The 23,869-nt window shown below is 74.7% G+C and carries 27 protein-coding genes and 1 tRNA gene; 9 read left to right on the top strand and 19 right to left on the bottom strand.

Going from position 1 to position 23,869, the window contains the following annotated elements:
• Positions 1-29 precede the first annotated feature (29 nt).
• The 12 genes from tatC to ACI6QG_RS00240 all read right to left on the bottom strand — a co-directional run bounded on the left by tatC (position 30) and on the right by ACI6QG_RS00240 (position 8,787).
• Positions 30-821: a twin-arginine translocase subunit TatC gene (gene tatC / locus ACI6QG_RS00295; protein WP_407022560.1), complete on the bottom strand. Its 792-nt coding sequence runs from the start codon at positions 819-821 to the stop codon at positions 30-32.
• A 9-nt stretch (positions 822-830) separates the two neighbouring features.
• The gene (gene tatB / locus ACI6QG_RS00290) at positions 831-1,388 is read right to left on the bottom strand and encodes a Sec-independent protein translocase protein TatB (protein WP_407022559.1); all 558 of its coding nucleotides are present in this window, start codon (positions 1,386-1,388) and stop codon (positions 831-833) included.
• 67 nt (positions 1,389-1,455) lie between these two features.
• On the bottom strand, positions 1,456-2,523 hold the full coding sequence (locus tag ACI6QG_RS00285; protein WP_407022558.1) for an ABC transporter ATP-binding protein: 1,068 nt from the start codon (positions 2,521-2,523) through the stop codon (positions 1,456-1,458).
• Positions 2,520-3,086: an SMC-Scp complex subunit ScpB gene (gene scpB / locus ACI6QG_RS00280; protein WP_407022557.1), complete on the bottom strand. Its 567-nt coding sequence runs from the start codon at positions 3,084-3,086 to the stop codon at positions 2,520-2,522. The genes ACI6QG_RS00285 and scpB overlap by 4 nt, the downstream gene beginning before the upstream one ends.
• On the bottom strand, positions 3,079-3,819 hold the full coding sequence (locus ACI6QG_RS00275) for a segregation and condensation protein A (protein ID WP_407022556.1): 741 nt from the start codon (positions 3,817-3,819) through the stop codon (positions 3,079-3,081). Before ACI6QG_RS00275 ends, scpB begins: the two co-directional genes overlap by 8 nt.
• Positions 3,816-4,499 carry a site-2 protease family protein gene (locus tag ACI6QG_RS00270; RefSeq protein WP_407022555.1) on the bottom strand — a complete coding sequence of 228 codons (684 nt, stop codon included), beginning with the start codon at positions 4,497-4,499 and terminating at the stop codon, positions 3,816-3,818. Before ACI6QG_RS00270 ends, ACI6QG_RS00275 begins: the two co-directional genes overlap by 4 nt.
• A 3-nt stretch (positions 4,500-4,502) precedes the next feature.
• A complete protein-coding gene (gene nagZ, locus ACI6QG_RS00265) occupies positions 4,503-5,417 on the bottom strand; it encodes a beta-N-acetylhexosaminidase (protein WP_407022554.1) in 915 nt (304 codons plus the stop codon).
• A 34-nt stretch (positions 5,418-5,451) separates the two neighbouring features.
• Positions 5,452-6,186, bottom strand: a complete 735-nt coding sequence (locus ACI6QG_RS00260) for an SPOR domain-containing protein (RefSeq protein ID WP_407022553.1) — start codon at positions 6,184-6,186, stop codon at positions 5,452-5,454.
• A 22-nt stretch (positions 6,187-6,208) separates the two neighbouring features.
• Positions 6,209-7,981 (bottom strand): arginine--tRNA ligase, encoded by a 1,773-nt coding sequence (gene argS / locus ACI6QG_RS00255; protein ID WP_407022552.1) that lies wholly within the window; start codon positions 7,979-7,981, stop codon positions 6,209-6,211.
• A gap of 241 nt (positions 7,982-8,222) precedes the next feature.
• Positions 8,223-8,298, bottom strand: a tRNA-Glu gene (locus tag ACI6QG_RS00250).
• Positions 8,299-8,317: 19 nt separating this feature from the next.
• Positions 8,318-8,494, bottom strand: a complete 177-nt coding sequence (locus ACI6QG_RS00245) for a DUF2256 domain-containing protein (protein WP_407022551.1) — start codon at positions 8,492-8,494, stop codon at positions 8,318-8,320.
• A complete protein-coding gene (locus ACI6QG_RS00240) occupies positions 8,494-8,787 on the bottom strand; it encodes a DUF6476 family protein (RefSeq protein ID WP_407022550.1) in 294 nt (97 codons plus the stop codon). The genes ACI6QG_RS00245 and ACI6QG_RS00240 overlap by 1 nt, the downstream gene beginning before the upstream one ends.
• On the opposite strand from ACI6QG_RS00240, the gene ACI6QG_RS00235 reads away from it, so the two are divergent.
• Together ACI6QG_RS00235 and rpoH are read left to right on the top strand one after the other, a co-directional pair.
• On the top strand, positions 8,774-9,769 hold the full coding sequence (locus ACI6QG_RS00235; RefSeq protein ID WP_407022549.1) for an RluA family pseudouridine synthase: 996 nt from the start codon (positions 8,774-8,776) through the stop codon (positions 9,767-9,769). The two genes, ACI6QG_RS00240 and ACI6QG_RS00235, sit on opposite strands and share 14 nt — an antisense overlap.
• A 229-nt stretch (positions 9,770-9,998) precedes the next feature.
• The gene (rpoH, locus tag ACI6QG_RS00230) at positions 9,999-10,883 is read left to right on the top strand and encodes an RNA polymerase sigma factor RpoH (RefSeq protein WP_407022548.1); all 885 of its coding nucleotides are present in this window, start codon (positions 9,999-10,001) and stop codon (positions 10,881-10,883) included.
• 46 nt (positions 10,884-10,929) lie between these two features.
• On the opposite strand, the gene ACI6QG_RS00225 is transcribed toward rpoH, so the two are convergent.
• From ACI6QG_RS00225 to purM, 3 genes are read right to left on the bottom strand one after another with little or no spacing between them, the layout of a single operon-like run.
• The gene (locus ACI6QG_RS00225; RefSeq protein WP_407022547.1) at positions 10,930-11,088 is read right to left on the bottom strand and encodes a preprotein translocase subunit SecE; all 159 of its coding nucleotides are present in this window, start codon (positions 11,086-11,088) and stop codon (positions 10,930-10,932) included.
• An 11-nt stretch (positions 11,089-11,099) separates the two neighbouring features.
• Positions 11,100-11,780: a phosphoribosylglycinamide formyltransferase gene (purN, locus tag ACI6QG_RS00220; RefSeq protein WP_407022546.1), complete on the bottom strand. Its 681-nt coding sequence runs from the start codon at positions 11,778-11,780 to the stop codon at positions 11,100-11,102.
• A complete protein-coding gene (gene purM / locus ACI6QG_RS00215) occupies positions 11,777-12,835 on the bottom strand; it encodes a phosphoribosylformylglycinamidine cyclo-ligase (protein ID WP_407023032.1) in 1,059 nt (352 codons plus the stop codon). The genes purN and purM overlap by 4 nt, the downstream gene beginning before the upstream one ends.
• A gap of 56 nt (positions 12,836-12,891) precedes the next feature.
• Here purM and ACI6QG_RS00210 point away from each other — a divergent pair, with 56 nt between their 5' ends.
• From ACI6QG_RS00210 to ACI6QG_RS00185, 6 genes are read left to right on the top strand one after another with little or no spacing between them, the layout of a single operon-like run.
• Positions 12,892-13,569: a hypothetical protein gene (locus ACI6QG_RS00210; RefSeq protein WP_407022545.1), complete on the top strand. Its 678-nt coding sequence runs from the start codon at positions 12,892-12,894 to the stop codon at positions 13,567-13,569.
• The gene (locus ACI6QG_RS00205) at positions 13,553-14,122 is read left to right on the top strand and encodes a CDP-alcohol phosphatidyltransferase family protein (protein WP_407022544.1); all 570 of its coding nucleotides are present in this window, start codon (positions 13,553-13,555) and stop codon (positions 14,120-14,122) included. Before ACI6QG_RS00210 ends, ACI6QG_RS00205 begins: the two co-directional genes overlap by 17 nt.
• Positions 14,119-15,228 carry an AI-2E family transporter gene (locus tag ACI6QG_RS00200; RefSeq protein ID WP_407022543.1) on the top strand — a complete coding sequence of 370 codons (1,110 nt, stop codon included), beginning with the start codon at positions 14,119-14,121 and terminating at the stop codon, positions 15,226-15,228. The genes ACI6QG_RS00205 and ACI6QG_RS00200 overlap by 4 nt, the downstream gene beginning before the upstream one ends.
• Before the next feature lie 17 nt (positions 15,229-15,245).
• Positions 15,246-15,953 (top strand): P-loop NTPase family protein, encoded by a 708-nt coding sequence (locus ACI6QG_RS00195; RefSeq protein ID WP_407022542.1) that lies wholly within the window; start codon positions 15,246-15,248, stop codon positions 15,951-15,953.
• Positions 15,954-15,963: 10 nt separating this feature from the next.
• Entirely contained in the window at positions 15,964-18,138 is a 2,175-nt protein-coding gene (locus tag ACI6QG_RS00190) for an RNA degradosome polyphosphate kinase (RefSeq protein WP_407022541.1), read from the top strand.
• A 5-nt stretch (positions 18,139-18,143) separates the two neighbouring features.
• Positions 18,144-19,610, top strand: a complete 1,467-nt coding sequence (locus tag ACI6QG_RS00185) for a Ppx/GppA phosphatase family protein (RefSeq protein WP_407022540.1) — start codon at positions 18,144-18,146, stop codon at positions 19,608-19,610.
• On the opposite strand, the gene ACI6QG_RS00180 is transcribed toward ACI6QG_RS00185, so the two are convergent.
• The 4 genes from ACI6QG_RS00180 to ACI6QG_RS00165 are packed head-to-tail and all read right to left on the bottom strand — an operon-like array spanning position 19,604 to position 23,107.
• Positions 19,604-20,575, bottom strand: a complete 972-nt coding sequence (locus tag ACI6QG_RS00180) for a Bug family tripartite tricarboxylate transporter substrate binding protein (RefSeq protein ID WP_407022539.1) — start codon at positions 20,573-20,575, stop codon at positions 19,604-19,606. The two genes, ACI6QG_RS00185 and ACI6QG_RS00180, sit on opposite strands and share 7 nt — an antisense overlap.
• A gap of 54 nt (positions 20,576-20,629) precedes the next feature.
• Complete coding sequence (locus ACI6QG_RS00175) at positions 20,630-21,556, bottom strand: AEC family transporter (RefSeq protein ID WP_407022538.1); 927 nt, start codon at positions 21,554-21,556, stop codon at positions 20,630-20,632.
• Positions 21,553-22,179, bottom strand: coding sequence for a guanylate kinase (gmk, locus tag ACI6QG_RS00170; protein ID WP_407022537.1), 627 nt, complete (start codon positions 22,177-22,179; stop codon positions 21,553-21,555). Before gmk ends, ACI6QG_RS00175 begins: the two co-directional genes overlap by 4 nt.
• Positions 22,169-23,107 carry a YicC/YloC family endoribonuclease gene (locus tag ACI6QG_RS00165; RefSeq protein WP_407022536.1) on the bottom strand — a complete coding sequence of 313 codons (939 nt, stop codon included), beginning with the start codon at positions 23,105-23,107 and terminating at the stop codon, positions 22,169-22,171. Before ACI6QG_RS00165 ends, gmk begins: the two co-directional genes overlap by 11 nt.
• On the opposite strand from ACI6QG_RS00165, the gene ACI6QG_RS00160 reads away from it, so the two are divergent.
• Entirely contained in the window at positions 23,094-23,858 is a 765-nt protein-coding gene (locus ACI6QG_RS00160) for an SDR family NAD(P)-dependent oxidoreductase (protein ID WP_407022535.1), read from the top strand. The genes ACI6QG_RS00165 and ACI6QG_RS00160 overlap by 14 nt on opposite strands.
• The last annotated feature ends 11 nt before the right edge of the window (positions 23,859-23,869 follow it).

Below are 23,869 nucleotides of genomic sequence, written 5' to 3'. Positions count from 1 at the left end.
GGGCTTCTAAGCCACCGCCCGCCCGCCCGCTACTCCGCGGGGGGCTTGGGCGCCATCCAGCGCGCCGCCAGGATGCTGATCTCGTAGAGGAGGATCAGCGGCACGGCGAGGCCGACCTGGGAGATGATGTCGGGCGGGGTGATGATGGCCGCCACCACGAACATGCCCACGATGGCGTAGCGCCGCCCCTTGCGCAGCGAATCCACGTTCAGGATGCCCACCTTGACCAGCAGCGTCAGCAGCACCGGCATCTGGAAGGCGATGCCGAAGGCCAGGATCATGTGCATCACCAGCGACAGGTACTCGCTGACCTTGGCTTCCAGCTGGATGGGCACGGTGCCCGCCCCGGCCGGCGTCTCGAACGAGATGAAGAAGTGCCAGGCCAGCGGGAAGATGAAGTAGTAGGCCAGCGCCGCCCCGGCCACGAACAGGAAGGGCGAGGCGACGAGGAAGGGCATGATGGCCCGCTTCTCGCTGCGGTACAGGCCGGGGGCGATGAACAGCCAGAGTTGCGTGGCCCACATGGGAAAGGAGAAGAACACCGCCCCGAAGAAGGCCACCTTCAGGTAGGTGAAGAAGGCCTCGTACAGCGCGGTGAAGATCATCCGCCGGTCGCCGCCGCCGTGCTCGAACAGCGCGTTGGCCAGCGGCGCGGCCAGGAAGCCGTAGATGGAGCGCGAGAAGTAGTAGCAGACCGCGAAGGCCAGGGCGAAGGCGCCGATGGACCACAGGAGGCGCGTGCGCAGCTCCATCAGGTGCTCGATCAACGGCATCGGCTTGTCGTTGATCGGGTCGTCGTCCTGCGCGGCGTTGCTCGACACGTCCGGGCCTCAGCTCTTGCTCTGGGCCGCCAGCGCGGGCGGCACCTGGGGTTCGGGGGCCACCTGGGCCACGCCCCCCGGCGGCGCCGGCGTGGCCGGCGGCACGAAGGAGGGGGCCTCGGGCGCCGGGGCGGCGGGCGGCTCCGGCGGCGGGACGTAGGGGGCCATTGTCTGCGGCGGGATCATCGCCGGGGCGTCGGGCGTGTCCTTGGCGGTGGGCGGCGGGGTCCAGGCCGGGGTGGCGGGCGCGGAGGAGAAGGGGTCGGATTCGAAGGTCTTGGACAGGGTGCCGTCCCCGTCCACGTGCTTGGTGATCTCGCCCTTCAGGTCGAAGGAGCGGATCTCGTTGATCGTGCCCTTCACCTCGGCGATCTGGTTGCGCACGTCCTCCAGCTTGGCCTCGCGCACCAGCTCGTCGGCCTGCTGCTGGAAGGAGGCGAACTGCTTCTTCGCCTTCTTGATGAAGTCCGCCACCCCGCGCACCGCCCCGGGCAGGTCCTTGGGCCCGATGACGACGACGGCGACGACGGCGATCAGCGCGATTTCTGACCAGGCAAGGTCGAACATTCCATTCCCGTTCCTGGGGGGCCTGCGGTTCTACCAGCGCGGGGCGGGCGCGCCAATGCGGGCTGATCTAGGGTGGCGGGGCCGGGTTTGCACCGGGGGGGAAGGCGAAGGCGCGGGTGGGGTCCAGCGCCACCGCCACCTTCTCGCCGCGCGCCAGCGCCGCGCCGGGCGGCAGGCGGGCGTGCAGGTGCAGCAGCCCCCCCTCCCCGTCCGCCACCGCGAGGTGGACCAGGGTGGTCGCGCCCAGCATGCGCGAGGCCTCGACCTCCGCCACCACCCCGTCGCCCGCCTCCGGCAGCACGCGCAGCCCCTCGGGGCGCAGCAGCACCTCGCAGGGGGCGCCGTCGGGCAGGCCATGGCCGGGCGCGGGGCCGATGGCGGTCCAGGCCAGCCCGTCGCGCACCCGGCCGGGCAGGCGGTTCACCTCGCCCAGGAAGGTGGCCACGAAGGGGTCGGCCGGGCTGAGGTAGAGCTCCTCCGGCGTGCCGAGCTGCACCACGCGGCCCTGGCGCATCAGGGCGATGCGGTCGGCCATGAACATCGCCTCCTCCGCGTCGTGGGTGACGATCAGCGCCGGGATGCCCGCCTGCTGGAGGACGTGCAGCGTGTCGTCGCGCACCTTCTCCCGCAGGCGCGCGTCCAGCGAGGCGAAGGCCTCGTCCAGCAGCAGCACGGCCGGGCGCGGCGCCAGCGCCCGGGCCAGGGCCACGCGCTGCTGCTGCCCGCCCGAGAGCTGGTGCGGCCAGGATTCCGCGTGCGCCTCCAGCCCCACCCGGGCCAGCGCCTCGGCCACCCGCCAGCCGCGGTCGCCGCGCGGCACGCGGTTCAGGCCGAAGGCCACGTTCTCGCCCACCGTCAGGTGGGGGAACAGGGCGTAGTCCTGGAACACGAAGCCGACGTTGCGCCCCTCGGGCGGCACGGCGCGGCCGGGCTCGGCCAGGCGGCGGCCGTCCAGCTCGATGGCGCCGTGCTGCAGGGTTTCCAGCCCGGCCACCAGGCGCAGCAGGGTGGTCTTGCCGTCGCCCGAGGGGCCCAGCAGGCACAGGATCTCCCCCGGCGCGACCTCCAGCGAGACGCCGCGCAGCACCTCCTTCGCACCGTAGGCGTGCCGGATGGCGGACAGGCGCAGGCTCATGGGGCCTCGGGCGGCGGGACCAGCTCCAGCACCGCCAGGTCCTGGCTCACCAGGTCCTCCTTGCGGGGCAGCTCGGCCATGGACTTCAGGCCGAACTGGTCCAGGAAGCGCGGGGTGGTGCCCCACAGGGTCGGCCGGCCCGGCGTCTCCTTGCGGCCGCGCGGGCCGACCAGCCCGGCCTCCAGCAGCGAATCCATCGTCGCCTGCGACAGCGCGGCACCGCGGATCTCCTCGATCTCGGCGCGGGTGACCGGCTGGTGGTAGGCGATGATGGCCAGCGCCTCCATCGCCGCGCGCGGCAGGCGGCGCGGCACCTCCACCACGCGGGTGATGGCCGGCGCCAGGTCCAGCGCGGTGCGGAAGGCGAAGCCGCCGGCCACCTCCACCAGTTCCACCGCCGCACCCGCGGTGCGGGCGGCCAGCGCGGTCATCACCGCCGGCGCCTCCACCCCCGCCGGCAGCGCCAGCTGGATGCGCGCGAGCGGGATGGGCTTGTCGGAGGCGAAGACCAGCGCCTCGGCGATGCGCAGGGCATGGAGGAAGTCATGGCTCTCGTCAGGCATGGGCCAACCTCAACCGGATGGGCGCGAAGGGGGCGTCCTGCTCGATCTCCAGCCCGCCGCCGCGCGCCGCCTCCAGCGCCGCCACCAGGGTGGAGGCCAGCGCTGCCTTGCGGTCCAGCGGCGCGTCCAGCCCCTCGGGCAGGAAGGCGGCCAGGGTGCTCCAGGCGGGCCCGGCCTCGCCGATCAGGGATTGCAGGCGGGCCAGCGCCTCCGCCACGCTCCACAGCTTGCGGGGCTTTGGGGTGAAGGGGCGGTGCGCCGCGCCCCGGCGCCGGGCCGCGGCATAGGCGCGCAGCAGGCCGTTGAGGTCGAGCGAGAGGCCCGAGCGGTCCTCCACCCGCAGCGATTCGGGCACGCCGCGGGAGAAGGTTTCCCGGCCCAGCTGGGCGCGGGCGGCCAGCCAGCGCGCGGCCTCGCGCATGCGGGACAGCTCCTCCAGCCGGTCGGTGAGGCGCTGGGCGGCCAGCAGGGGGTCCTCCTCCTCCGGGCCGCGCTCCTCCTCCGGCAGCAGCAGGCGGGACTTCAGCCAGGCCAGCCAGGCGGCCATCACCAGCCATTCGGCCTGGAGCTCCAGCCGCACCCGCCGCGCGCCTTCCACCACCTGCAGGAACTGGTCCACCAGCGCCAGGACGTTGATGGCGCGCAGGTCCAGCTTCTGGCCGCGCGCGAGGTCCAGCAGGGCGTCCAGCGGCCCCTCGTAGGATTCCAGGCGCAGCAGCAGGGATTCGCTCACGGTGCCGCGTGCCCCGCCGCGCGCAGCACCAGGGTGAAGGCCGGGCGCACCACCGCGTCCAGGAACCAGTCCATCGGCTGGAAGGCGGGCAGCAGCAGCGGTAGCCCGAACAGCACGCCCAGCACCAGGAACAGGCCCGCGCGCTCCAGCCGGGCCACCGCCAGGGCCAACGGCATCGGCAGGATGCCGACCAGGATGCGCCCGCCATCCAGCGGCGGCACGGGGATCAGGTTGAACAGGCCCAGCACCAGGTTGGCCAGGATGGACAGGCCCAGGAAGCGCAGCAGCCACTCGCTGCCCACCCAGCCCGCCGCGTGGGCCAGCAGCGCCGCCAGCAGGGCGAGCGCGAAGTTGGTCGCCGGCCCGGCCATGGCCACCCACATCATGCCCGTCTTGGGGTCGCGCAGGTTGCGGATGTCCACCGGCACCGGCTTGGCCCAGCCGAACATCGCGTCCACCCGCCCGGTGGCCAGCAGCTGCGAGACCAGCAGCAGCCCCGGCACCAGCACCGTCCCCACCGGGTCCACGTGGCGCAGCGGGTTGAGCGACAGCCGGCCCAGCAGCGCCGCCGTGGGGTCGCCCAGCGCGCGGGCGGCGTAGCCGTGCGCGGCCTCGTGCAGGGTGATGGCGATGACGCTGGCCAGCACGGCGGCCGCCAGCTCGGGCAGGAAGTCCCACATCGCCTAGCGATGCGCCGCCGCGCGCGAGGCGTCCAGCCGCCGCCGGGCAGCCGCCGTCACCGGGGCGCTGCCGGCCAGCACGGCAGCGGATTCCGCCAGCACGCCGGAGCAGTGCAGCACCAGGTCGCACCCCGCCGCCAGCGCCTGCCCGGCCAGGGCATGCAGCCCGCCGCGCAGCGCCTTCATTCCCAGGTCGTCCGAAACCAGCAGCCCGCCGAAGCCGATGGCGCCGCGGATGTGCCGCCCGATGACGGCGGGCGACAGGGTGGCCGGCAGCTCCGAATCCAGCGCCGGGTAGAGGATGTGCGCCGTCATCGCCCACAGGTCATCGGCGGCCAGGGCGGCGAAGGGGGCGGCGTCGGCGGAGACGTCGCCCTCCACCACCGGCAGGTCGTGGTGGCTGTCGGTGGTGGCGCGGCCGTGGCCGGGCACGTGCTTGACCACCGGCTGGGCGCCCGCCGCCCGCAGCCCGGCGACGAAGGCGGCGCCCAGCCGCGCCACCTCCGCCGGCTCGGCCGAGAAGGCGCGGTCGCCGATGACGTCGTGCGCGCCGGCCACCCGCAGGTCCAGCAGGGGGGCGCAGACCACGTCCAGCCCCGCCTCCACGCAGGCGGCGCCCAGGGCGCGGGCCGATTCGCGCGCTTCCTCCGCCGGGCGGCCCTCGAAGGCGGCGGGCGGGGGGAAGGCGGGCCAGTGCGGCGGCCGCAGCCGGGCCACGCGCCCGCCTTCCTGGTCCACCAGGATGGGGGCCTCCGCGCCCAGGATGCCGCGGATGCCGGCGGCCAGCGCCCGCAGCTGCGCCGGGTCCTCCACGTTGCGGGCGAACAGGATGACGCCCGCCGGGCGCTCCGCGCGCAGCAGCGCCGCCTCCTCCGCCGTCAGGGCGGGGCCGGACAGGCCGATGACGGCCGCCTTCACGCCGGTGGCCCGCCCGGGCGCGGGGCGCGGCGCCTCACCCCGGGTTCACCACGTTGCAGGCCACCTCGCGCGCGCGCAGCCCCTCGCAGAAGGCGCGGGCGGCAGCGGCGTCGGCGAAGCCGCCGGTGCGCAGGCGCCACAGCGGGGCCTGCCCGTCGGGCCGGTCGAAGCGGGTGATGGCGGGGCTGCGCCCGCCCAGCTCCGGCGCGCGGCGGGACAGGCGCTCCCACTCCTGCCGTGCCGCTTCCTCCGAGCGCAGGGCGCCGAACTGCACCTGCACCCGGCCCTGCGGCGCGGCGGCGGGGCGGGCGGCCTGCTGCGCCGGGGCCGGGATCACCGTCGGGGCCGGGGCCGGGGTGGCGGCCGGGGCCGGCGGCGTGGCGGCGCGCGGCGCCGGGGTGGGCGCGGGCTGCGACTGGGCGCGCAGGATCTCCGGGCGCGGCGCCTCGGGCGCGCCGCCCAGCCGGGCATTGGCGGCATTGTCCTGCTGGCGGGCGGAGCCGCGCTCGAAGATCAGCTCGCCCTGGTTGGGCACCACGGCGCCGCCGGGGCTGTCGGGGCGCACCTTGAAGGGGCGGCCATCGGCCTCGATGAGCGGCACCCCCGTGGGGCCCCAGCGCCCCACCAGCCAGATGATGACGGCCGCCAGCGCAACCGAGGCCAGCAGCCCCCCACCGATGACCAGCAGCTTCGGCGGGATGGACCCCAGCCACGGCTTGGAACGCTCCGGCGGGCGCACCCGCCAGGAGGCAATGACCGCGTCGCTCATGCTTTCCCCCGCAACTCCCCTGCTACTTCAGTTCCTCCACCGGCGTGACCCCCATCACGCCGAGGCCGGACCGGATGACCGTGGCCAGCGCCGCCACCAGGGCCAGCCGGGCGCGCGTGCCCGCCGGGTCGGCCTCCTGGATGAAGCGCAGGGCCGCATCTTCCCTGCCCTTGTTCCACAATAGGTGAAAATCGCCCGCCAAGTCACTCAGGAAGAAGGCGACGCGATGCGGCTCGCGCGCCGCCGCCGCCCCCTCCACCACCCGCGGCCAGGCGGCGATGCGCCGGATCAGCGCCAGTTCCGCCGGGTCGCGCAGGGGCGAGAGGTCGGCCTCCGCCAGCCCCGCCGGCTCGCCCGCCGCGCGCAGCACCGAGCGCGCGCGGGCGTGGGCGTACTGGACGTAGAACACGGGGTTGTCGCGGCTCTGCTGCACCACGAGGTCGAGGTCGAACTCCATCTGCGCGTCGGACTTGCGCGTCAGCATGGTGAAGCGCACCGCGTCCCGGCCCACCTCCTCGATCAGGTCGGCCAGGGTGACGTAGGTGCCGGCGCGCTTGGACATGCGCACCGGCTGGCCGTCCTTCACCACGTGGACGATCTGCGCCAGCACCACTTCCAGCGGCACGCGGCGGTGGCTCAGCGCGGCGACGGCGGCCTGCATGCGGCGCACGTAGCCGCCGTGGTCGGCGCCCCAGACGTGCAGCAGGCTGTCGAAGCCGCGCTCCAGCTTGTGCAGGTGGTTGGCGATGTCGTTGGCGAAGTAGGTGCCGCTGCCGTCGCTCTTGCGCAGGGGCCGGTCCACCTCGTCGCCGAACTCTGTGGCGCGGAACAGGGTCTGCTCGCGCGGCTCCCAGTCCTCCGGCGCCTTGCCCTTGGGGGGCTCCAGCACGCCGCGGTAGATCAGGCCCTGCCCGTCCAGCGCGCGCTCCGCCTCCTCCAGCTTGCCCGCGGCAATCAGCCCGGCCTCGGAGACGAAGACGTCGTGGCGCACGCCGAGGGCGGCGAGGTCGTTGCGGATCTCGGCCATCATGGCGTCCACCGCGAAGCGGCGGATCAGCGCGAGGTTCTCCGGCGTGGGGTCCAGCAGGGCGGGGCCGTGCTCGCGCGCCAGCGCCTCGCCGACGGGGATCAGGTAATGGCCGCCATATTGCAGGGCGGTGCCGAAGCGCGCCTCCACCGCCGCCTTGCGCGCGGCCTCGTCGGCGCCCTGCGGCCAGAGGCCGGGGGCCGGCAGCGCCTCCAGGTAGCGCCAGAAGGCGGCCCAGGCCAGCGCCTGCACCTGCGCCCCGGCGTCGTTGACGTAGTATTCGCGCGTGACGTCGTGCCCGGCCTTGGCCAGCAGCGCGGCCAGGGCGTCGCCCACCACGGCGCCGCGGCAATGGCCCACATGCATGGGCCCGGTCGGGTTGGCGCTCACGTATTCCAGGTTCACCCGGCCCGGCTTGGGGGCGCCGTCGCCGAAGGCCTCGCCGGCGCGCAGCACGGCGGGCACCACGGCGCGCAGGAAGGGCTCGGCCAGACGGATGTTGACGAAGCCGGGGCCGGCCGGGCTGGCCTCCTGCACCTCGGGCAGCGCGGCCAGCGCCTCGGCCAGCTGGGCGGCCAGCTTCGGCGGCGGCAGCCTGGCCGCCTTGCCCACCACCAGGGCGGCGTTGGTGGCCATGTCGCCGTGCGCGGCCTCGCGCGGGGGTTCCACCACCACGCGGGCGAAGGCGTCGGCGGGCAGGTCCGGCAGCAGGCGCTGCAGCGCGGCCACGGTCAGGCCGCGCAGGTGGGCGAAGATGTCGTCGGTCATGGCCGCGGGGGTTTGGAGCGCGCGGCGCGGGCTGTCCAGCCCGTGACGGCCCCCACGCGGGCGCGCGGACCGCCGGCCGGTGCGAACCCTAGCAGCCGCGCCGAGGGAAAGCAGCGGGGCCAGCCTGGGCGCCGCCCCCAATGGCTACCGGGCGGCCCGACCGGCGCCGGGCGCAGGGTGCCGCCCCAGGCAACCATCCTGACGATGGTGGCCCCGGCTTCGTTCGATCACTGGGAAAGACTGGCGTCCCCTACGGGATTCGAACCCGTGTTGCCGCCGTGAGAGGGCGGTGTCCTAGGCCTCTAGACGAAGGGGACGTGGCCTGTGGGCGGCTCTCTAACGCCCGCCGTCCTTCCGCGCAACCCCGGTGGCGGCGGAATGTCGCCCGGTGCGGCACGCGTCGGAGCAGTAGCGCACATTCTCCCAGTCCCGCGCCCATTTCTTCCGCCAGGCGAAGGGCCGGCCGCAGGCCTGGCAGGTCTTCTCCGGCAGGTGGGGCTTGCGGTGGGCCATCAGCGCGTCGGCACCGCCCCGCCCGGCCGCAGCTCACCCACCGGGCGGCCGGTGCGCGCATCCACCAGCACCACCCACTCGCCGGCCGGGCCGCGCACATGCACCGCGAAGCGCTCGCCCGCGCCCGAGACGGACACGATCTGCGCCCCCGCCGGCAGGTCCAGCGCCACCCGCGGCGCCATCTCGCCGCCGCGCCCGCCGCCGGCCCGCTGGACGAGCAGCACCACAAGGGTCACGGTGCCCGCGACGATCAGCACCCCCATCCCCACCACCAGGACCTTGAGCGCGCGCATCGTGGCCTCCGCCGAAACCCATTCCGTCACCGCCGGCGAATCGGACCGGGGCGAACGCCTCGACCGCTTCCTGGCCACCCGGTTGAACGGCCTGTCGCGCTCGCGCGTCAAGGCGCTGGTCGAGGCCGGACAGGCCAGCCGCGACGGCGCCGAGACGCGCGACCCCTCGGAGGCGGTGCGCCCCGGCGCCACCTACGCGCTGGCGGTGCCCCCGCCCCGCCCCGCCGCGCCGGCCGCGCAGGACATCCCGCTGGACATCCTGTTCGAGGACCGCGACCTCCTCGTGCTCGACAAGCCGGCCGGGCTGGTGGTCCACCCCGCCCCCGGCCACGCCGACGGTACGCTGGTGAACGCCCTGCTGGCCCATGCGGGCGAGGAGCTGGAAGGCATCGGCGGCGAGGCGCGCCCGGGCATCGTCCACCGCCTCGACAAGGACACCTCGGGCATCATGGTGGTGGCCAAGACCCAGGCGGCGCACGAGGCGCTGTCGGCCGCCTTCCTCCATCGCGACCTGGACCGGGAATACCGCGCCCTGGTCTGGGGCCTGCCCCGCCCGGCCGAGGGCGAGGTGGAGGCCGCCATCGGCCGCCACCCCACCGACCGCAAGCGCATGGCCGTGGTGGAACGCGGCGGGGCGCGCCAGGGCAAGCACGCCATCACCCGCTACGCCACGCTGGAGCCGCTGCACGGCGCCGCCGCCCTGGTGCGCTGCAAGCTGCTGACCGGGCGCACCCACCAGATCCGCGTCCACCTGGCCCATCTGGGCCATCCCCTGATCGGCGACCCGGTCTACCTTCGCCGCCTGCCCGCCGCCGCCCGCGCCCTGCCCGAGGCGGCACGGGACGCCGCCCTGGCCTTTCCGCGCCAGGCGCTGCACGCCGCCTCGCTGCGATTTAACCACCCGACGACGAAAACTCTGCTAGAGTTCTCCTCCGAGCCGCCAGCCGATTTCCAGGCCCTGCTCGCTGTCCTGCGCGGGTAATCCGACCAGATTGGTCGGTTTTGGTGGACAAGCCGCGCGACTTCAGTTATGAATCCACGGAAAGTCGTTGCGCATCCGGGTGCCGATCCGAACCCTGGCCGCTGCCACTGCCCCCTTGCGAGACCGGGGTGGATGCAGCCAGGGCGGGCCCGGAGCGTTCCGGCAGCAAAGGGGCCGCAGGCGCCGCCGTCTCGGGGCGTCCCGGCCAGGAAGGAAGGCTCTTTCACGCATGGCGTCCCTGAGCATCCCCATTGCCCCTGAGGGCAACCTCTCCCGCTACCTGCAGGAGATCCGCAAGTTCCCCATGCTCGCCCCCGAGGAGGAGCTGAACCTCGCCAAGCGCTGGCGGGACAACGGGGACGAGCAGGCGGCCCACAAGCTCGTCACCTCCCACCTGCGGCTGGTCGCCAAGATCGCCATGGGCTACCGCGGCTACGGCCTGCCGGTGGGCGAGCTGATCAGCGAGGGCAACGTCGGCATGATGCAGGCGGTGAAGCGGTTCGACCCGGACCGCGGCTTCCGCCTGGCCACCTACGCCATGTGGTGGATCCGCGCCGCCATCCAGGAATACATCCTGCACTCCTGGTCGCTGGTGAAGATGGGCACCACCGCCTCGCAGAAGAAGCTGTTCTTCAACCTGCGCCGGCTGAAGGGCCAGATGGCGGCGCTGGAGGATGGCGACCTGCAGCCCGAGGTGGTGGCCAAGATCGCCAAGACCCTGCAGGTGCCCGAGCAGGACGTGGTGAGCATGAACCGCCGCCTCTCCGCCCCCGACAACAGCCTGAACGCCCCGGTGCGGGCGGACAGCGAGGGCGAGTGGCAGGACTGGCTGGTGGACGAGGGCGAGAGCCAGGAAACCACGCTGGCCGAGAGCGAGGACATGTCCAACCGCAAGGACATGCTCAACGGCGCGCTCAAGACCCTGAACGAGCGCGAGCGCCACATCCTGATCGAGCGGCGCCTGAAGGACGAGCCGACGACGCTGGAGGAGCTGAGCCAGCAGTACAACATCAGCCGCGAGCGCGTGCGCCAGATCGAGGTGCGCGCCTTCGAGAAGCTGCAGAAGTCCATGAAGCAGCAGATCGCCGAGCGGCGCCTGGGCGCCCCGGCCTGACCGCCGCGGAAGACCGGCCGGGCTCAGCCCCGGCCGGGACCGGGCCTCAGCCCCAGAACAGGTAGATGCCGACCAGCACGGCGACGGTCGCGCCGATGGCCCAGGGAATGCTGGCCACGAAGGCGCCGTACATCGCCTTGCGCTCGCCCATGATGTCCTGCGCCGTGACGGGGATGAGCTCGATCTCGGTGGTCTGCTGGGCCATGGCGCGTTCCTTCAATCGCTTCCGGCGTGTGTAGGAAGCCCGGTGATTTCGGGCAAGGGGTTGCACAGCGCCGCCTCCCCCGCGCCGGCGGCCGCCACGGCGCAGCGCCCGTCCTCCAGCCAGGCATGGCCCGCCGCCACCCAGGCCAGGGCCGCGGGGTACAGGCGGTGTTCCTGCGCCAGCACCCGCGCCGCCAGGGTGTCCGCGTCGTCGCCCTCCAGCACCGGCACCGCCGCCTGGGCGATGATCGGCCCCTCATCCACCCCGGGGGTGACGAAGTGCACGGTGCAGCCATGCAGCCGCACCCCGGCGGCCAGGGCGCGGGCGTGGGTGTCCAGCCCCGGGAAGCTGGGCAGCAGCGAGGGGTGGATGTTGACCATCCGTCCCTCCCAGGCGCGGGTGAAGCCCGCCGACAGCACGCGCATGAAGCCGGCCAGCGCCACCAGCCGCACCCCCGCGCCCTCCAGCGCCGCCTGCAGATCCGCCTCGAAGGCGTCGCGGGGGCGGCCCTTGCTGGGCACCACGACGGTGGGCACCCCGGCGGCACGCGCCAGTTCCAGCCCCCCGGCATCGGCGCGGTTGGCCACCACCAGCGCCACGTCGGCCGGGTAGTCCGGCAGGCGCGCCGCCGCCAGCAGGGCCGCCATGTTGGAGCCGCGGCCGGAGATCAGCACGCCGACGCGCGGCTTCATCCCCAGATGCTCCCGGCCATCTCCACCCCGGGCTCGCCTTCCTCCAGCCGGCCGATGCGCCAGGCCTCCTGCCCGGCGGATTGCAGGGCGATGATCGCGGCGGGCACGTCCTCCTCGCGCACCGCCAGCACCATGCCGATGCCGCAGTTGAACACGCGCAGCATCTCCGCCTCCTCCACGCCGCCCGCCTGGGCCAGCCAGCGGAACACCGGCGGCACCGGCCAGGAGCCGCCCTGCACCACCGCGCGCATCCCCTTCGGCAGCACGCGCGGCAGGTTGCCGGGCAGCCCGCCACCGGTGATGTGGGCGGCGGCCTGCACCAGCCCCGCCCGGTGCAGCGCCAGCACCGGCTTCACGTAGAGCCGCGTGGGCGCCAGCAGCGCCTCGGCGAGCGTCTGCCCTTCCGCGAAGGGCGCCGGGGCGTCCAGCGCCGCCCCCGCATGGGCCAGCACGCGCCGCACCAGGGAGAAGCCGTTGGAATGCACGCCGGAGGAGGCGATGCCCACCAGCGCGTCGCCCGCCTGCACCTGCTTCGGCAGCAGGGCGCCGCGCTCCGCCGCGCCGACGGCGAAGCCGGCCAGGTCGTAGTCGCCGCCCCCGTACATGCCGGGCATCTCGGCGGTCTCGCCGCCCACCAGGGCGCAGCCGGATTCGGCGCAGCCGCGGGCGATGCCGGCCACCACGCGGGCGGCCTGCTCCACCTCCAGCTTGCCGGTGGCGAAGTAGTCCAGGAAGAACAGCGGCTCGGCGCCCTGCACCACCAGGTCGTTCACGCACATCGCCACCAGGTCCACGCCGACCGTGTCATGCGCGCCGGCCTCGATGGCCAGGCGCAGCTTGGTGCCCACGCCATCCGTGCTGCTGACCAGCACGGGGTCGGTGAAGCCGGCCGCCTTGAGGTCGAACAGCGCGCCGAAGCCACCCAAGCCCCCCATGGTGCCCGGCCGGTCCGTCGCCTTCGCGTGCGGCTTGATGCGCTCCACCAGGGCGTCGCCGGCCTCGATGTCCACGCCGGCCTCGGCGTAGGTCAGGCCATTCTTGCCGGAACTGGTCAGGGAAGCCTCCGATGCGGTATGGCGTTGGGGGAGGGGAGATGATGGGGAACCCGACGATGACGATTCTCACCCGCCGCGTTGCCCTGCTCGCCTGCCTTCTCCTCGCCGCCTTGTGCCCCCCTGCATGGGGACAGGACAACCCCCTTGTCCAGCGTGGCATCCCCGCCGAGGCGACGGCGGACAACGCCGTGCAGGCGCGCGAGCGCGCCTTCGCCGCCGCCCGCCGCGCCGCCTGGCAGCGCCTGGCCGCGGCCACCGGCTCCACGCAGAACCCCTCCGATTCGCAGCTCGAATCCATGGTCAGCGCCATCATCGTCGAGAGCGAGCGCACCACGCCCACGCGCTATGTCGGGCGGCTGACGGTGCAGTTCGCCTCCGGCACGGCGGGGCTGACGCGCGCGCCGGGCATCGCCGCCCTGCCCGGCCAGGTGCCGCCGCCGTCCCGCGCCGCCGACCCCGCGACGGGTTCGGCGCCCGCCGCCGCGGTCGCCTCCATCGCGGCCACCACCAGCTTCGCCGGCGGCCTAGCGGAATGGCTGGAGCTGCGGCGCCGCCTGCTGGCCAACCCCGCCGTGGCCGGAATGCAGCTGGAGGCCATCTCCATGGACGCCGCGCGCCTGCGCCTGTCGCTCCGCTCCCAGCCCGGCGAGGCGCAGTCCGCCTTGATGGACTCGGGCATCTGGGTGGACGGCGCCGGCCCGGCCTGGCGCGTCGGCCTTGCCGGCGGGCGCTGACCCCCCGCCCGGGCGGCGGCTCGCGCTGCTGCCCAACCTCATCACGCTGGGCCGGCTGGTGCTGGTGCCGGCGACGGTCTGGCTGATGCTGCAGCAGCGGCTGGACCTCGCCTTCCTGTGCTTCCTGCTGGCCGGGCTGTCGGACGCGCTGGACGGCTGGCTGGCGCGGGTGCTGGACGCGCGCTCCCCGCTCGGCGCCATGCTGGACCCGCTGGCCGACAAGGCGCTGCTGGTCTGCGTCTTCGTCACCCTGGCGCTGATGGGGCTGGTGGCGGGCTGGCTTGCGCTGCTGGTGGTGCTGCGCGAGGTGCTGATCCTGGGCGGCATCGGCCTGCTGTGGGCGCGCGGCCAGCGGCCGGAGATCGCGCCGCTGCGCGTCTCCAAGCTCAACACCTTCGCGCAGATCGCCCTGGCGGCGCTGGCGCTGTTCGTGCACGGCTGGGTGCCGGCCCTGGCCTGGGCGCTGGCCCCGGCGCAGGTCCTGGTAGCGGTCACCACCGTGCTCTCGCTGCTGGCCTATGCCCGCGCCGCCGCCAGGGCCACCCGCCGGTGACGGACCCCGCCCCGGGCCGCGGCCGGCCGCAGCCGCGCCACGCCACGCCGCGGCAGCGCGCCCTGCTGCTGGGCGGCGTGGTGGGCGCGCTGCTGCTGTCGCTGTGGCTGTTCAGCGCCATCCTCACCCCCTTCGTGCTGGCGCTGGTGCTGGCCTACTTCCTCGACCCCGTGGCCACGCGCATGGCGCGCATCGGCATCCCGCGCGGGCTGGCGGCCGGGCTGCTGGTGCTGCTGATCCTCGCCGCCGGGCTGCTGGGCGTGCTGCTGCTCTACCCGCTGGTGCTGTCGCAGATCGGCGTGCTGCTGGCCCGCCTGCCCGGCTACATCGCCACCATCGGCGGCAAGCTGCGCGAGTTCCTGCTGACCCTGGAGGAGCAGGCCGGACCGGAGGTGGTGGACGCCCGCCTGCGGGAGCTGATCATCGGCCAGGCCGGGGCGATGGTCTCCTGGCTCGGCACCGCGGCGACGCGGCTGATCGGCGGCGGCTTCGCGCTGTTCAACGTGTTCACCCTGGCCATCGTGACGCCGGTGGTGACCTTCTACCTGCTGCGCGACTGGCCCAGGCTGCTGGCGCGGCTGGAATCCTGGCTGCCCCGCCGCTCCGCCGCCACGCTGCGCCAGCTGGGGCGCGACATGGACCGCGTGATGTCGGCCTGGCTGCGCGGCCAGCTGCTGTGCTGCGTCATCCTCGGCGTGTTCTACGCCGCCGGGCTTTCCGCCATCGGGCTGGAACTGGGGCTGATCGTGGGGCTGATGGCGGGCATCCTGTCCTTCATTCCCTATGTCGGCTCCTTCACCGGCTTCGCCATCGCGGTGCTGCTGGCCATCGGGCAATGGGGCACCGGGGCCGGCATCCTGCTGGTCTGCCTGGTGTTCGTGGTGGGGCAGACGGTGGAGGGGTACGTGATCTACCCCCGCCTGCTGGGCGACCGGGTGGAGCTGCACGCGGTGTGGGTCATCTTCGCGCTGTTCGCCGGGGGCGTCATCTTCGGCTTCCTGGGCGTGCTGCTGGCGGTGCCCATCGCCGCGGCGGTGGGGGTGCTGGCGCGGTTCTTCCTGCGCCGCTACCTGGAAAGCCCCCTCTACCTCGACCCGCCGCGCTGACGCCGCGCGCCCCGCCGATGTCGCAGCTCGCCCTTCCGCTGTTCCGCCCGCCGGCCTTCCGGGCGGAGGAGTTCATCCCCGACGCCTCCAACGCCGCCGCGCTGCGCTGGCTGGAGGAGCCGTCGCGCTGGCCCAATAGCCGGCTGGTGCTGGCCGGCCCGCCCGGCACCGGCAAGACCCACCTGCTGCACGCCGCCGCCCAGCGCCGCGGCTGGGCGCTGGAGGACGCCCGCGCCCTGCGCGGCGTGCCCCGCGCGCCCGCCCGCGGCATCGCGCTGGACGAGGCCGACCTGCCGGGCGAGGAAGCCGCCCTGTTCCACCTGCTGAACGCCTGCCTGGAGGCCGGCGTGCCGGTGCTGATGGCCGCCCCCCACCCGCCGGCGCGGTGGCGCGTGGCGCTGCCCGACCTGCGCTCGCGCCTCGCCGCCGCGGGCCTGGCCGTGCTGGAGGAGCCGTCGGAGGCGCTGCTGGGCGCGCTGTGGGCCAAGCAGCTCAGCGAGCGGCAGCTCCAGCTCGACCCCGCCCTGCTGGCCCAGCTGCGCCGCCGCCTGCCGCGCGACGCCGCCACCGTGGCCGAGGCCGCGGCCCGGCTGGACCGCGCCTCGCTGGCGGCGGGGCGGCTGACGCGCGCCGTCGCCCAGGCCGCCCTGGCGCCGCTGCTGGCCGATGACGCTTCGATGACGGAGGCCGAGGCCCCGCTGCCGGAGGCGCCGCGGCTGCTGTAGGCTCCTGCCCATGTCCCAGGCCGAGCTCGTCCCCTTCCCCGCCGCGATGGCGCCGGACCGCTTCTTCAACCGGGAGCTTTCCTGGCTGGACTTCAACACCCGCGTGCTGGAGGAAGCGGCCAACCCGCAGCACCCGCTGCTGGAGCGGCTGCGCTTCGTCGCCATCTCCGGCTCCAACCTCGACGAGTTCTACTCCGTGCGCGTCGCCGGTCTGGTCGGGCAGGAGCGCGAGGGCGTCACCACCCTCTCGCCCGACGGGCTGACGCCCACCCAGCAGCTCGCCGCCATCCAGGCGCGCGGCGGCACGCTCATCGGCCGGCAGCAGCAGGCCTGGACGACCCTGCGCGCCCTGCTGCGCGAGGCCGGGCTGGCGGCGCTGGAGGCCGACGAGCTGGACGAGCCGGACATCGCCTGGCTGGAGACGCATTTCCAAGAGCGCATCTTCCCCGTGCTCACCCCGCTGGCGGTGGACCCGGCGCACCCCTTCCCCTTCGTGCAGAACCTGGCGATCTGCATGGTGCTGAAGCTGGTGCGCGAGGAGGATGGCGGCACCATGCGCGCGCTGATCCCGCTGCCGCCGCAGGTGGACCGCTTCGTGCGCCTGCCTCCATCCCCCACTGGGCGCGAGGGCGAGCCCACCATCCGCTTCGCCGTGCTGGAGGACGTGGTGGCGCTGAACCTCCATCACCTGTTCCCCGGCTTCATCGTTGCCGAGCGCGGCCTGTTCCGCCTGATCCGCGACACCGACGTGGAGTTCGAGGAGGAGGCGGAGGACCTGGTGCGCTCCTACGAATCCGCGCTGAAGCGCCGGCGCAAGGGCCGCGCCATCCGCCTGGCGGTGGAGGCGCGCATGCCCGCCGACATGGTGGAGTTCGTGGCCGAGGAGCTGGAAACCGACCGCCGCGCCATCTTCACCGTCGACGGGCTGCTGGGCGTGACCGACCTCAAGCAGCTCATCGTGGAGGACCGGCCCGACCTGCTGTTCACCCCCTACACGCCCCGCTTCCCCGAGCGCATCCTGGATTTCGGCGGCGACTGCTTCGCCGCCATCCGCGCCAAGGACATCGTCGTCCACCACCCCTATGAATCCTTCGACGTGGTGGTGCAGTTCCTGCGCCAGGCGGCGCGCGACCCCGCCGTCATCGCCATCAAGCAGACCCTGTACCGCACCAGCCGCGACAGCCCGATCGCCCGCGCGCTGATCGAGGCCGCCGAGGCCGGCAAGAGCGTGACCGCGATGGTGGAGCTGAAGGCCCGCTTCGACGAGGAGCGCAACATCGCCCTGGCGCGCGAGCTGGAGGCGGCGGGGGTGCAGGTGGTCTACGGCTTCGTGGAGCTGAAGACCCATGCCAAGGTCAGCCTGGTGGTGCGCAAGGAGGGCGCGGGCATCCGCGCCTACGCGCATTTCGGCACCGGCAACTACCACCCCATCACCGCGCGCATCTACACCGACCTCAGCTTCTTCACCGCCGACCCGGCGCTGACGCGCGACGCCGCCAAGCTGTTCAACTACATGACCGGCTATGCCCGGCCGGAAGCGATGGAGAAGCTGGCCTTCGCCCCGCTGACCATCCGCCCCACCCTGATGGCCCTGATCGAGCAGGAGGCCGCCTTCGCCCGCCAGGGCAAGCCGGCGGCGATCTGGCTGAAGATGAACTCCCTGGTGGACAACGACCTGATCGACGCGCTCTACCGCGCCTCCCAGGCCGGCGTGCGGGTGGAGTGCATCGTGCGCGGCATCTGCTGCCTGCGCCCGGGCGTGCCGGGTCTGTCGGAGAACATCCGCGTGAAGTCCATCGTCGGCCGCTTCCTGGAGCACTCGCGCATCGCCGTGTTCGGCAACGGGCACCGCCTGCCCTCGCGCCGGGCGCGGGTGTGGATCTCCTCCGCCGACTGGATGGCGCGCAACATGGACTGGCGGGTGGAGACCATGGTGCCGGTGGAGAATCCCACGGTGCACGCCCAGGTGCTGGACCAGATCATGGTGGTGAACCTGCAGGACGCGGCCCAGAGCTGGGAGCTGGACAGCGAGGGCCACTGGGCCCGGCGCGAGCCCGACCCCAACCAGTTCAGCGCCCATGCCTACTTCATGACCAACCCCTCGCTGTCGGGGCGCGGCTCCGCGCTCAACCGGGCGCCGCGCCCGGCGGCGCGCCGCCGGCAGAACCGCATCACCCAGGACTGACGCCCTTGTCCCGCCAACGCTTCGGGGTCGTGGACCTCGGCTCCAACTCCGTGCGCCTCGTGGTCTACGAGGGGCTGGAGCGCAACCCGCACGTCATCTTCAACGAGAAGGCGGTGCTCGGCCTCGGGCGCGGCCTGCACGCCACCGGCCGGCTGAACCCGATGGCGGCGGCCCAGGCGCTGACGGTGCTGCGCCGCTACCACGCCCTGGCCGCCGGCATGGGCGCCACGCCGCTGGAGCTGGTGGCCACCGCCGCCGCGCGCGACGCCGCCAACGGCCCGGATTTCCTCGCCAGCGTGGCCGACGCCATGCCCGGCGTCGCCATCCGCCTGCTGTCGGGCGAGGAGGAGGGCCGGCTCTCGGCCGAGGGGCTGCTGCTGGGCGTGCCGCAGGCCGACGGCGTGCTGGGCGACCTGGGCGGCGGCTCGCTGGAGCTGGTGCGGCTGGAGAAGGGCCGCATCGCCGAGGCGGCGTCGCTGCCCATCGGCACCATCCGCCTGTGCGACCGCGCCGAGGGCGACCTGGCGCGGGCGCGCAGCATCGTGGAGGCGGAGCTGAAGTCGGTGCCCTGGCTGGGCGCGCAGCCGCTGAAGGACCTGTTCCTGGTCGGCGGCACCTTCCGCGCCCTGGCGCGCATGCACATGGCCCAGACCGCCTACCCGCTGCACATCGTCCACCACTACGCCATCCGCCGCGAGGAGGCGCGCGACCTGGCCGGCGTGGTGATGACCACCCCGCGCCGCAGCCTGGAGAAGCTGCCCGAGGCGCCGAGCAAGCGCGCGGGGGACCTGCCCTTCGCCGCCGTGGCGCTGCGCCGCCTGCTGCGCGCCTCCGGCGCCGCGCGCGTGGTGTTCAGCGGCAACGGCCTGCGCGAGGGCTGGTACGCCAACCGCCTGCCGCCCGCCGTGCGCGCGCAGGACCCGCTGCTGGCCGCCGCCGCGGAGCTGGGCCACCGCCTGGGCCGCGACGCCGCCCTGCCCCCTGCCCTGCTGGCCTGGACCGCCCCGCTGGCCGAGCCGGGCGAGGACGCCACCCTGCGCGAGGCCGCCTGCTGGGTGGCCGACACCGGCAGCCGCGACCACCCGGATTACCGCGCCGAGCAATCCCTGCTGCGCCTGCTGCGGCTGCACGGGGTGGGGCTGGACCACCATGCCCGCGCCTTCCTGGGGCTGACGGTGGCGCTGCGCTACGACGCCGAAGGCGCGCTGCCCGGCATGGCGGTGGCGCGCGGCCTGCTCTCGGCCGCCACCATCCGCCGCTGCGAGGTGCTGGGCGCCGCCTTCCGCCTAGCCTTCACCCTGTGCGGCGGCGTGCCCGCGCTGCTGGCGGAAACCGCACTGGAGCGCCGCGGGCGCCATCTGGTGCTGCGCCTGCACGAGGGGGCAGGCGTGTTCTCCGGCGACGCGGTGCAGCGCCGCCTGGAGGCGCTGGCGGCGCCGTTAGGGCTGGAAGGCGCGCTCGAGCCCTACTGAACCTGGATTCGCAGCTGCTGGACCAGCCCGGCCCAGCGCTCGCGCTCCTCGCGCGCCGTGCGGGTCAGCACCTCCGCCCCGCCCGGCCGTGCCTCGGCGCCCAGGGCGAACAGGCGCTGGCGGAACTCGGCGTCCTGCGCCGCCGCGAGGGTGGCGGCGTCCAGCCGGGCCTTCACCTCGGCCGGCAGGCGGGCCGGGCCGAACAGGCCGAACCAGGTGTTGGTCAGCAGCCCGGGCAGCCCGGCCTCCGCCGTGGTGGGCACGCCGGGCACCAGCTCCGTGCGCTCGGCCCAGGTGACGGCCACGGCGCGCACCGCGCCGGATTGCAGGTGCGGCGCGGCGGTGGAAGGGCTGTCGAGCAGCACGTGCACCTCGCCCCGGCGCATCTCGGCATAGACCTGCCCGGTGCCGCGATAGGGCACGTGCTCCATGCCCAGGTCGGCCAGCACGTCCAGCAGGGCGCCGTTCAGGTGCGGCGCGGTGCCGACGCCGGAGGAGCCGTAGTTCACCTGCCCGCGCCGCTGCCGCGCCCAGGCGATGAACTCGCCCAGCGTGGTGGCGGGGATGGTGGAGGAGATCAGCACGATGGAGGGCGTGCCGCAGATCAGCGCCAGCGGGGTGAAGTCGCGCTCGGGGTCGTAGGGCAGGCCGCGCGGGTTCACCGCCGGCTGCACCGAATGGGTGGAGGAGGTGGTGAACAGCAGGGTCAGCCCGTCCGGGGCGGCGCGCGTCACCGCTTCGGCCGCCGGGATGCCGCCGCCGCCGGGGCGGTTCTCGATCACCACCGGCTCGCCCAGCTTGGCCGCCAGCACCGGGGCGTAGAGGCGCGAGATGGAATCGGTCGCCCCGCCCGCCGGGAAGGGCACCACGAGGCGGACCGGGTTGCGGGCGGGCTGCGCCCCCAGCGGCCGGGAGGCGGCTGGCGCGGCGAGGGCGGAGGCGAGGAGGGCGCGACGGAGCATCATGCGGCGCAACATGGCCCGGCGGCGCGCGGCGTCAAACCCCCGCGCGGCGGCGCGTCACGCCGGCGCGAGGAAGGCCAGCGCGGCGGACAGCGTGCCGATGGCCAGCGCCGTGGTCACCAGCACCGCGGCGCCGCTTTCCTCCGCCCCGGTGGCGTAGCGGCGGGCCATCAGGAAGGCGTTGGCGCCGGTGGGCAGGGCGGCCGTCACCACCGCCACCGCGGTGTCCAGCGGCGGCAAGGCCAGCGCGCGGCAGAACCCCCAGACCAGCAGCGGCAGGGCCAGCAGCTTCAGCGCCGCCACCAGCCCGGTGCGCGCCGCCCCGGTGGCGCGGAACGCCGCCAGCGAGCCGCCGAGGCAGAACAGGCTGACCGGCGGCGCCGCCGCCCCCAGCAATTCCAGCGTGCGCCGCAGCGGCCCCGGCACCGGCAGCGCGAGGGAGGACCACACCAGCGCCAGCAGCACAGCCATGACGATGGGGTTGCGCAGCACCCCGCCCAGCGTGGCGCGCAGCAGGCTCCAGGGCCGCGCGCCGGGGTGGGCGGCCACCTCCGCCACCACCGTGGCCGTGCCGAGGATCACCATGGAATGCAGCGCCAGGATGGCCACCAGGATCGCCAGCCCCGCCTGCCCGAAGGCGGCCGCCACCAGGGGGATGCCCATCATCACCGTGTTGCCGAAGGTGGCGTCCAGCGCCAGCGTGCCGGCCCGGGCCAGCCCCAGCCGCGGGCGGGCCAGCAGCAGCGTGGGCAGGTACAGCGCCGCCGCGCCCAGGAAGAAGGCCAGCGCCGCCCCGCCGCCGCCGGCATGCCCCGCGGTGCCCCCGGCGAACAGCAGCGCCGGCGCCGCCAGGTTGAAGGCGAAGGCGTTCAGGCCGCGGAAGCCCGCCGGGTCCACCAGCCCCCGCGCCGCCGCCAGGTAGCCCGCGCCGATCACCAGGAAGACCGGCGCGGCGATGGCCAGCACGGTCCCCAGCGCGGTCATCCCAGCAGGCTGCGCACCAGCGCGGCCAGCCCCGGCTGGCGCGTGCGGTGGGTGCGCGCGGCGTGCAGCACCGCCCGCGCCTCGGCCACGCAGGCGGCGAAGTCGGCGTTCACCAGCACGTGGTCGAACTCGTCCCAGTGCCGCATCTCCTCGCGGGAGGCCTCCATGCGGCGGCGGATCTCCTCCTCCGCCTCGGTGGCGCGGCCGCGCAGGCGGCGCTCCAGCTCGGCCATGGAGGGCGGCAGCAGGAAGATGCCCACCACGTCCTGCGGCATCTTCTCCTTCAGCTGGCGGTGGCCCTGCCACTCGATGTCGAACAGCACGTCCCGCCCGGCGGCCAGCGCCGCTTCCACCGGGGCGCGCGGCGTGCCGTAGGCGCGGTCCAGGAAGCGGGCGTGCTCAAGCAATTCTCCCCGCTCGGCCATGGCCGCGAACTCCTCCGGGCTGCGGAAGAAGTAGTGCACGCCTTCCTGCTCGCCGGGGCGCGGCGGGCGGGTGGTGGCGCTGATGCTCAGCGTCAGCTCCGGCTCGCTTTCCAGCAGCGCGCGGGAGACGCTGGTCTTGCCGCCGCCGGGCGCGGCGGCCAGCACCAGGCAGACGCCGCGGCGCGCCTCACTCGACATTGGCCGCCTGCTCCTTCAGCCGCTCCACCGCCGCCTTCAGCTCCAGCCCCAGCCGCGTCAGCTCCGCGCTCGCGCTCTTGGAGCAGAGGGTGTTCGCCTCGCGTACGAATTCCTGGCACAGGAAGTCCAGCTTGCGCCCCACCTCGCGGCCCTGCGCCAGCAGGGCGCGGGCGGCGGCGACGTGGCTGTCCAGCCGGTCCAGCTCCTCCCGCACGTCGCTGCGCGCGGCCAGCAGCGCGACCTCCTGCGCCAGGCGTTCCTCGGGGATGCGGCTGTCGCCGCCCAGCAGCCGGGCCAGCGATTCGCGCAGCCGCGCCGCCTGGGCCTGGGGCTGCGCGGCGGCCTCGGCGCGGGCGGCGGCGGCCAGGGCGGCGACCTCGTCCAGCAGCCCCTCCAGCACCGCGTGCAGCCGCCCCCCCTCCTCGCGCCGGCTGGCGGCCAGGGCAGCGGCGGCGCGGCGGAAGCCACCCAGCAGGGCGAGGCGGCGGGCCTCCTCCTCGGCCGGGTCGGGCTCGGCGGCCTCGGCGCGCATCACCCCGGGCAGGGCCAGCAGCGCCTCGGCGCGCGGCGGCGGGCTGCCCAGGCGCAGCGCCAGCTCCCGCGCCATCGCCACCGCGCGCTCCAGCGCCTCGGGGTCCGGGCGCAGCACGGGGCGGGTTTCGCGCGCCAGCGCCAGGGCGGCGTGGATGTTGCCGCGCCGCAGCGCCTTGCCCGCCTCCTCGCGCGCGGCGGCCTCCAGCGCCTCCATCCCCGCCGGCGTGCGGAAGCGCAGCGACAGGTCCCGCCCGTTCACCGAGCGCAGCTCCCAGGCCCAGGGGGTGCCGTCGGGCAGGGTGCCGGCTTCGCGCGCGAAGCCCGTCATGCTGGAAAGCGCCATGGGCGCTGTTTCCCGCGCCCGCTCCAGGGAGTCCAGCATGGCCACGCTCATCACCGGCGCCTCATCCGGCCTCGGCGCCGCCCTGGCGCGGGCCTGCGCCGCGCCCGGAGCCGTGCTGCACCTGGGCGGGCGCGATGCGCCGCGCCTGGCTGCGGTGGCCGCCGACTGCCGCGCCCGCGGCGCCCGCGTGACGGAATCGGTGCAGGACGTGACGGATCCCGCCGCCATGGCCGCCTGGGTGCAGGGCTGCGGCGACATCCGCCTGGCCATCTGCAACGCCGGCATCAGCGCCGGCACCGGCACCGCCACCGAGCCGCCGGAACAGGCCCGCGCCGTCTTCGCCACCAACGTGACCGGGGTGCTGAACACCGCCCTGCCCGCCATCGCCGCCATGGCGGAGCAGGCGCCGGGACCGGACGGGCTGCGCGGGCGGGTGGCGGTGGTGGCCTCGCTGGCCGCCTTCGTGGCGCTGCCGGGCGCGCCGGCCTATGGCGCATCCAAGGCGGCGGTGCAGCGCTGGGCCGAGGCGACCGACGCCACCGAGCGCCGCCGCGGCATCCGGCTGCACGCCATCTGCCCCGGCTACGTCCGCACGCCGATGACGGCGCGCAACCCCTTCCCCATGCCCCTGCTGATGGAGCCCGACGACGCGGCGCGCCGCATCCTGCGCGGCATCGGCCAGGGCAGGCTGCGGGTGGCCTTTCCCTGGCCGCTCTACCTCGGGGCGCGCCTGGCCGGGGCGCTGCCGCCGGCCTGGCGCAACCACCTGTTCAGCCGGCTGCCGGCCAAGCCGGCGGGCTGACCGGCCGCCCG

This window comes from Sabulicella flocculans (genome assembly GCF_045449635.1).
GTDB lineage: Bacteria > Pseudomonadota > Alphaproteobacteria > Acetobacterales > Acetobacteraceae > Roseococcus.
The sequence above is the reverse complement of the archived record's forward strand: the minus strand, read 5'-3'. Positions and strand labels throughout refer to the sequence as shown.